Here is a 6,689-nt window from a genome sequence, read left to right as displayed (position 1 = left end):
GTTCCAGGATTGTGAGGGCTTGCCATATCGCTTCAATGGTTGAGCGATGTTCTGCTTTGGGGGCTTTGCGAATCTTATAGCCGCTTGGAGCAACAGGGCTGATTTTATAGTGGGGTAAGTTTCTCAAGTTGGGATACGTGTTGTAGATAGTTCTGGCTGTATTCCAGGTACCATCAAGAATAACCAAGTTTTCAGGCTTTTGGTCTTCTGGGCAATCGTCCAGGTCGAGAGCGTCTTGGGAGGGGTAGAGTATTCCGCTTTTAAGAGGGATTTTTTCTTCCAGAGCTTCTTGGCGAGCAAACCCTGGCCAAGCAATCTCGAGGTTTGCTTTAGCGAGTGAGAGCATTGCAATGCGTGCCGTGCCGAAAGGGTGATTGCGTTCTGCGGGATGTTGCAAAATGATAATGCCCGTTTCGTTTTTTACGGGCTTAATGATTTTACAAACACAGTGGGCATCTGGTCGAAAGCAGTCGTAGCACATGAGTCGGTGGTCTGGTTTATTGTCAGTCTGCATCGTTTACGCTCTCAATATTCGCGATGGCGCTGCGGATTTCATCGCAGACGGAATCATCATCTTCGTTTACCAAAGCACTTTGAAGATGGTTGAGTGAGACTTCGGTTCCAAGCTCGCCAAGCGCCCACGCGACGTGTCCGCGAACGATAGGGTAGCGATTGCCGGTAAGTGCTTGTGCCAGAGGTTCAATAGCCTCAGCTCTTCCTGAATTACCGAGTGCTATGGCCGCGTTACGCATGAGCTGATGTCGGGGAGCGCGCCGAAGAGCGGTTCCTTTAACAAACCTGCGGTGTCCACTGGAGGTAATTTCAAGTAGATCAATAAGGTCAGGGTTTTGGAGTTCATCGCGCGCAATAAACTCTGGGGCAACCGGTTTGATCTTCTTCGATAGGTTGTAGGGGCAAACCTCTTGGCAAATATCACAGCCAAAAACCATATTGCCGATGGGGCGGCGGTACTCTTGTGGAATGGCCCCGCTGTATTCGATGGTGAAATACGAAACACACTTGCGAGCATCGAGTACTCGCTCCGAAACAAATGCGCCGGTTGGGCAGGCATCTAAACATGAGCGGCAGGATCCACACTTCGGTTTGATGGGTTCTGTGGGGGGTAGCTCCACATCAAGTAGAAGCTCTCCGAGTAGAAAATAAGTGCCAAATCCTGGAATCAGAAGCATCGTATTTTTGGCTACGAAACCAAGACCTGCTTGCGAGGCGTAACCGCGTTCGAGAAGGGGGGCGGTATCAATGCAAGGCCGTGAAACAACAGGTCGCCCGATGATTTCTGAGCATGCTTCACCAAGAGCCATAAGCTTCTCGCGCATGACTTCGTGATAATCTCGGCCGCGGGCGTAACGGGCGATGAAACCTTGGGGACGAGAGGGGGTAAGGTTTACCAAATCTTGACCACCGGCATAGGGCAGGGCCACGACCAAGAGACTTTTGGCACCGCTAAGAACCTTCTGCGGGTCATCTCGCCGGCCGTGTTTGGCCATAAAGTCCATATCTCCGTGATAACCGCTTTGGATCCAATTCTGCAGAGCGTCGTCGCCTTCGGGGAGGTCTTGAGCTGCAGTGATAGCAATGCGGAGAAAACCCAAGTCTTGAGCCTTGGAGAATATTTGCTCAGTGATATTTGGTGAGGTTTCCATGTAAGGCCGCTTTAGCAAAGATATGGGCCATGCGACCAGCGAGAAGAGCGTTAAACGTCTTCAATCATATCATCGTCATCGTCGAGGCCGCCATCAAGATCTTCGATATCGTCAATATCATCCATTTCGTGAACTCTCGCAGGAGCGGGAGCAGGAGCAGGCGGGGCTGGCGCGGGAGCGGGTTTGGAAGAAGTTTGAGGCTTTGCTTGCGCAGCCGGTTGTGCGGCGGCTTGAGGCTTCACTTTTGGAGCGGGTTGAGCGGCGGGTTGCGACTTCGCTTCTCCTGCTGGTTTAGCGGCAACCTGGGGCTTTGGTTTTAGAGCCGGTTGTTCAGGCTCCTGCGGTTGCTTTGTGGACGCCTTCGTTTCGTTGGCAGCTGGGGCAGATGCCTCGTCTTGTTCTTCGGTTTCGTCTTCGGTTTCCAGCGGCAAGAGCTGGTAGCATGCATCTTTTTCGGTGCTTTTGAGAAGGAAGAACCTATCACCATCGGCGGGCGCCTCGTTTGCACTTAAGAAGAGATAGGTCTCAGGATGCATATGCTCAAAGAGCTTGTCGTAAATCGTTATTTGCGTGTCATGAGGAAAGTAGCTGAGGATATTGCGCATCAAAATGATGTCGAATACAGGCAGCTCATTCCAGTCGTTCATGAGGTTGAAGACCTCAAATTGGATGCCGCTGGTGTGTTCGTCGTGGATTTTCCAGATCGTACCTTCTCGGTCGAAGTGCTTCAGCAAAAGGCTCGCCGGTAATCCGCGGTTGACTTCTGTTTGGCTAAAGACTCCGGTTTTGGCTTTTTTGATGAGTGTCGGTGAAATATCTGTGGCTAGAATATTGATTTTCCAACCTTCAAATTGTTTCAGCGCATCTTTGAGCATAATCGAGATGGAATAGGCTTCTTGCCCACTGGAGCATGCGGCACACCATATGTTGAGCTCTTTTTTATCGACGCGTTTACCAAAAAGGTCTTTGGCCACGGAATGGCGAAGAAACTTATAGGAGCTGAAATCTCGGAAGAACATTGTTTCATCTTCTAAGACTGCTTCGATGACGCGGCTGTGAAGCTTAGAGTTAGGGCTCATCTGCAGCTGGTCAACGAGGTCCGCGATTTCGTCAAAACCACCTTCTCGCGCGATGGGAAGCACCCTTTTTCGGACAAAGTCGTGCTGCGCTTCTTGAAGAAGAACGCCGGTTTTGCTCATGACGAGGTCGGCAATATACGTAAAATCGCTTGGCTCTAAGATAGACATTGGGTTGAAGCTACCAAAGCTTACGGGAGATCGCCAAATTGTTGAAGAAACTTGGCTTAAGTCTTGGGTGCAGGCAGTGGAACGGTTTCGCCGAGCTGCCCACAGGCCGCGGAAATATCTTGTCCACGTGGTGTGCGTAAAAGCGTATTCATTTTGGCATTTCGCAGAATCTTTTGAAAAGCGACCACCCGCTCCCATGGAGGTGTTTCGAACTCGGTTCGGTCATGGGCATTGAGAGGCAATAGGTTGACCTTTACGGGGATACCTTCAAGGAGCCGGATGAGCCTTCGCGCATCTGCCGGGGTATCGTTTACGTCTTTAATTAAAACATATTCGACAGTGATTTTACGCCGATTGGCCAACGGATAGGCACGCATAGCTTCAATAAGCTCTTCAATCGGCCACTTCTTGTTAATGGGCATCACGCGGTTGCGTTGCTCGTTGGTCGTTGCGTTTAAAGAAATAGCCAGCTGAGTTGGCAGTTCACGACCCAATTCATAAATACGCGGGACGATACCAGAGGTACTGATGGTAATGCGTCGTCCCGAAAACTGGCAGCCTTTTTCATCGAGAAGAATTTTACAGGCTTTAATCACTTCATTGAAGTTTAAAAGAGGCTCGCCCATGCCCATGAAGACAATATTCGTGACCCGGGCATGTTCATCCTCGGCGGTTACATCATCTTGGACTGCCAGTACCTGGCCAACAATTTCAGCTGCAGCCAAGTTTCGGTTGCGGCGCAACGAGGCGGTGAAGCAAAATTTGCAGCCAACTGCGCACCCCGTTTGGCTGGAGACGCATAGAGTATTGGTGCGACTGCCTTTGGCCACTTGAGGAATATAGACGGCCTCAAATGCCAATCCGTCCACGCTTACGAATCGGTATTTACGTGTACCGTCTTCAGAAGCTTCGACTTGGTCGATGGTGGGCCGACTGATCACAAAGGTATCGGTCAGTGCTTGGCGTAAGGTTTTGGAGAGCGTGGTGATTTCCGAAAAGCCACTGATTTTCTGTTCGAAGAGTGCTGTAAAAAGCTGATCGGCGCGAAAACGCTTCTCGCCTGCCTCCTCAACAAAGGTTGTAAGCTCAGGCCGCGTGAAACCCAGTAGGTTCGGTTTACCAACAGGTGGCTTGGAGGACAGTCCGTCGAGAACAGTCAGGGCAGGGTGTAAATTTGTCGTTTCCATGATTTGGCGCCCTCATATCCACATAAAACCGCAGCCGTAAAGGGGTTTTATCTATGATGGAGAGCTAGATCGGGGCTTTTAGCGGGCTGCAACCGAAGTTGATGGCTTGGTCTTTTTACGTGTGAGTTGACGAACCTTGTGGCGGGCCCGTTCTAGAAATTCGATTTTACGCTTCCAAGATAGTACTTTTTTCACATAGTTACGTGTTTCTTCGTAGGGAATCTCTTCTACAAAGACCTCGACCGGCACTTTACCACGTCGTCTCCAGCGGCGTACGGCCCCGGGTCCAGCGTTATAAGCCGCTAAAGCGTATTCGATGGTCCCGTCGAAACTTTTAAGCATCCGCTTTAGATACCGGCAGCCTAGATAGACATTGGTCGAAGGGTTCAGGATGTTGTTGGGGTCGAATTTTTCCGATTCCACGCTGATTCCCATGAGATCTGCTGCTGTGGTTGGCATCAATTGCATTAGGCCAAGGGCCCCGACGGGGGAAACAGCTCGAGGGTTAAAAGCGCTTTCTTGCCGAGAGAGGGCGACGACCACATTGGGTTCCAGAGCAAAGCGTTTTGCGGTCCTTTTAACGATAGAGACATAGCGGTCGGGGAAGTTCGCAGCGAGTGTTCGGACGGTTACCTTGGTTAATTGCGGGTAGCGCCGATTGCGGATTCCGCGAAAGCGGGCCGCTAAGAGCGGGGCATTCAGTGCTTTTGCCAGAGAGTTACCGAGCTCAAGGTCTTTGGGTCCAAGCTCGTCATAGGCAAGCGGCAGGACCTCTTTAAGGCCCTTGAGTGCTTGCTTGGAAAGACTTGCTTTCAACAAGCCTTCTACATGGCTTAGCTGATGATTGGGGTGCGAGATCGGTAGGCTGGCTGCGGGTGTGACGACTTGAAGGTCGGCATGGCCTTCGATGTAGTCCGTTGCCCGGTGCGCGTAATAGTCGACTGGGAAACGTTGGACCAAAGCGAGGAATTCGCCCATGGCTGTATGGTTATCTCCGAGTTCTTGAGCGGCTCGCGCTCCCCAATAAATACTGGCAGCAGCCTTGGGGCCAAAAGGATCGCTCTCGAGTAGGGTTTTAAAGAATTGCCGCGCTTCTTTGGGCTTTTCGCGCCGCCAAGCGACCCATCCAAGGCCCCAAAGTGCTTGATTTCTATTGGGTCCGAGAGGGTTGCTGAGTAGCTGAGTTTCGAAGTGACGTTGCGCATCGTCGTAGCGGCGGTACTCGATGGCCATTTGTCCTGCACGCGCTCGAGCTTCATTACTCAAGGTATCAACATATCCCGATGCTACATTTTCAAAATGAAAGAGCGCTGTCTTGTAAGCTCCGCGGCGTCTTTGAGACTCGCCAAGGTCGAGCTGAATGGCGCGTTTGAGATGGAGCCCAGGCTTTGCCTTCAGAGCTCGTCGAAGCATGTGAATGGCTTCAGGCAATTTCTCGGTTTCAATGTATCGGGCGCCAAGTGCGTGACGAACCTCTGCTCGAAGCTGTCCTTTGCTAAATGGGTTGCGTGCGAGTCGGTTAAGAGAGCGGGTCGCAATTGTTTTACCGCGAACACGCAACCGGTAGAGCGGAGGAGGCACGGTTTTTAGAATGAAACTTCTTTCACCTTTGAGGTAGCGGCTCACCAAGTTGGCCTTGCCCAGCTGCCACAATGCCCACACCCCCCACACCTGAGTTGGTTCTCGCCACCAGAGCTGTCTGAGAAGAACAATGCCTTCTTCCTGTTTGCCAAGCCCCATCAAGGCTGAGCCTTTGAGGAAGACGATTTCATTGTCATGTTGGTCTTCGGGTAAGATTTTTAAGAGTTCTTCGTAACGGCCCGTCTCGAAGAGGGCCCAAGCTCTTACCGCGAGCGTACTGATATTTTTGCCCCAACTGCTGGCAAAAGCCTGAGACAATTTACTGTGTGCTTCTTCGGCGAGGCCTTGCTCAAGAAGCTTACGCCCTTCATCAATGCGCTGAAGCTCTTCGATTTCTTGCTCAGAGGCACTTGGAAGGGAAGATTCTTGAGGTACTGCAGAAGGCACAAGAGTTGGTTCGATACCAGAGGGCTCTGGTACCTGGCTGGTAAGAACCAGCATGTAGAAAATCGAAACAACCCCACCCATAAGTGCCTAGACTAGCAGAGTCCCCCCAAGCCGTCGAATTTAAGAGCCGAATATCCCCATTCGGCTCTTAAACGACGTTTGACTTAAAGAATTTTTAAAAGTTCGATATCAAACACGAGCATTCCTGCAGGGCGGCCAGGCTTGTTGCCGTAAGCAAGTTCCGCAGGAATCCAGAAACGTGTTTTTTCACCAGGGACCATGAGCTGAACACCTTCGGTCCAACCTTTGATCACGCCGTAAAGCGGGAACTGAGCAGGCTTGCCGCGCAGTACTGAGCTATCGAACATTTTACCGTCAGTGGTCCAGCCAGTGTAATGAACTTCCACTCGGTCTGATTGCTTCGGGTGTACATCACCTTTGCCAGCGTTGAGGACTTTGTAACCAATACCGGTTGCAGTCTTCTTGGCATCTGCAGGAACGGCAGCAACGTCTGTAGGCGCTGCGATAGGCTTAGGTGCAGCCTTGATGCTGATAAGCTCTAC

Annotated in this window: 6 protein-coding genes; all 6 read right to left on the bottom strand. The window is 51.2% G+C overall.

The annotated features are described in order from the left end of the window. Positions 1-514, bottom strand: a 514-nt coding sequence (locus tag HOK28_06215) for a DTW domain-containing protein (protein ID MBT6432668.1), incomplete at its 3' end; no start/stop codon positions are given. Further along, complete coding sequence (gene queG / locus HOK28_06210; protein ID MBT6432667.1) at positions 504-1,664, bottom strand: tRNA epoxyqueuosine(34) reductase QueG; 1,161 nt, start codon at positions 1,662-1,664, stop codon at positions 504-506. The genes queG and HOK28_06215, both read right to left, overlap by 11 nt. Positions 1,665-1,714: 50 nt before the next feature. Beyond that, positions 1,715-2,911, bottom strand: coding sequence for a hypothetical protein (locus HOK28_06205; GenBank protein MBT6432666.1), 1,197 nt, complete (start codon positions 2,909-2,911; stop codon positions 1,715-1,717). 56 nt (positions 2,912-2,967) lie between these two features. Further along, positions 2,968-4,098, bottom strand: coding sequence for a 23S rRNA (adenine(2503)-C(2))-methyltransferase RlmN (gene rlmN, locus HOK28_06200; GenBank protein MBT6432665.1), 1,131 nt, complete (start codon positions 4,096-4,098; stop codon positions 2,968-2,970). Positions 4,099-4,176: 78 nt separating this feature from the next. Then, entirely contained in the window at positions 4,177-6,180 is a 2,004-nt protein-coding gene (locus tag HOK28_06195) for a transglycosylase SLT domain-containing protein (GenBank protein ID MBT6432664.1), read from the bottom strand. A gap of 110 nt (positions 6,181-6,290) precedes the next feature. Further along, positions 6,291-6,689: peptidylprolyl isomerase (locus HOK28_06190; GenBank protein MBT6432663.1), on the bottom strand; the 399-nt coding region annotated here is incomplete at its 5' end.

The sequence above is a fragment of the Deltaproteobacteria bacterium genome, assembly GCA_018668695.1.
In the GTDB taxonomy this organism is placed as follows: Bacteria; Myxococcota; XYA12-FULL-58-9; order XYA12-FULL-58-9; family JABJBS01; genus JABJBS01.
The sequence above is the reverse complement of the archived record's forward strand: the minus strand, read 5'-3'. Positions and strand labels throughout refer to the sequence as shown.